This is a genomic window from Streptomyces sp. NPDC006655, from assembly GCF_040703965.1.
In the GTDB taxonomy this organism is placed as follows: Bacteria; Actinomycetota; Actinomycetes; order Streptomycetales; family Streptomycetaceae; genus Streptomyces.
This window is the reverse complement of the sequence record NZ_JBEYJU010000151.1, coordinates 1-1626: the sequence shown is the minus strand read 5'-3', so window position 1 is coordinate 1626 and position 1626 is coordinate 1. Positions and strand designations below refer to the sequence as shown.

Annotated in this window: 1 protein-coding gene; it reads right to left on the bottom strand. The window is 73.3% G+C overall.

Annotation, left to right across the window (positions count from 1 at the left end):
- A partial coding sequence (locus AB0958_RS41865; protein WP_366895748.1) for a tetratricopeptide repeat protein occupies nt 1-747 on the bottom strand: 747 nt, incomplete at its 3' end.
- Nucleotides 748-1626: the final 879 nt, after the last annotated feature.

Below are 1626 nucleotides of genomic sequence, written 5' to 3'. Positions count from 1 at the left end.
CTCGGACTTGTCCTCGGCCACGACCTCGGCCTCGGCCTCGTCGTTCACGTCGTCCTCGTCCTCGTCCTCGTCCAGGGCGTCGACGAACTCGACCCCGTCCAGCTCGGCCAGCCGGTCGGAGGCGTCCGTGCTGCCGTCCCGGTCGGCCTCCACGGCCTTGGCGAACCACTCCCGTGCCTCGTCGACCCGGCCGGCGGCCAGCAGGGCGTCGGCGTAGGCGTACCGCAGACGCGCGGTCCACGGCTGGACGGAGTTGGACGCCAGCTCGGGGCTCTGCAGGGTCACGATCGCCGCGTCCAGCTGACCCATGTCACGCCGGGCACCGGCGGCGACGAGCCGCATCTCGACCTGGCCGGCCTTGTCGAGCTTGTGCACCTCGGGGGCGCCGGCCATGTCGAGCGCCTTCTCCGGCCGCCCGAGTCCACGCTCGCAGTCGGCCATCACCGGCCACAGGTCCACGTTGCCGGTCATGCGCCGAGCCGCCCGGAACTCGGCGAGCGCCTCGGCGTACTTCTGGTTCGCGTACGCGGCGAACCCGGCCGCCTCACGTACGGCGGCGACACGGGACGCCAGCCGCAGGGCCACCCTGGAGTAGCCGTAGGCGCCCTCAGGGTCCTCGTCGATGAGCCGCGCGACCATCACCAGGTTCCTGGCGACGTCGTCCGCGAGCGTCTTGGGCAGGCTCAGCAGCTCCTGGCGTACGTCCTTGTCGATCTCCTCGCCGGTGACGTCCTCCGGGATCGGCAGCCTCTTGATCGGCTCCCGGTCACGGTCACGGTCCCGGTCACGGTCACGGTCGTCACGGCCACGGAAGCCACCGCCGCGCCGGTCGTCACGCCGGTCGTCCCGGCGATCGTCCCTGCGGAAGCCACCGCCGCGGTTGTCGTCACGGCGGGGACCGCGGTCGTCGCGCCGGTCGTCGCGGCGGGGGTAGCCGCTGCCGCCACGGCTGTCGTCGCGGCGAGGGTAGCCACCGCCACCGCCACGGCTGTCGTCACGGCGGGGGTAGCCACCGCCGCCAGCGCGACTGTCGTCACGGCGAGGACCGCGGTCGTCACGGCGGTCATCGCGTCGGCCGTAGCCACCGCCGCCGCGGTTGTCGTCACGGCGGCCGTAACCGCCACCGCCGCCACCGCCACGGTTGTCGTCGCGACGGTCATCCCGACGGAACCCACCGCGCTCGTCGTCACGCCGGAAGGAGGGCCGGTCATCGCGCCGGTCGTCACGGCGGTCATCGCGCCGGTCGTCACGGCGGAACGCGGGACGGTCACCGCGGTCGTCACGACGCGGACCACGGTCACGGTCATCACGACGCCCGTAACCGCCACCGCCGCCGCGGCTGTCGTCACGACGCCCGTAACCGCCACCGCCGCCGCGGTTGTCGTCACGACGGTCGTAACCACCACCGCCGCCGCGGTTGTCGTCACGGCGGCCGTAACCACCACCGCCGCCACCGCCACCGCCACGGTTGTCGTCGCGACGGTCATCCCGACGGAACCCACCGCGCTCGTCGTCACGCCGGAAGGAGGGCCGGTCATCGCGCCGGTCGTCACGGCGGAACGCGGGACGGTCACCGCGGTCGTCACGACGCGGACCACGGTCACGGTCATCACGACGCCCGTAACC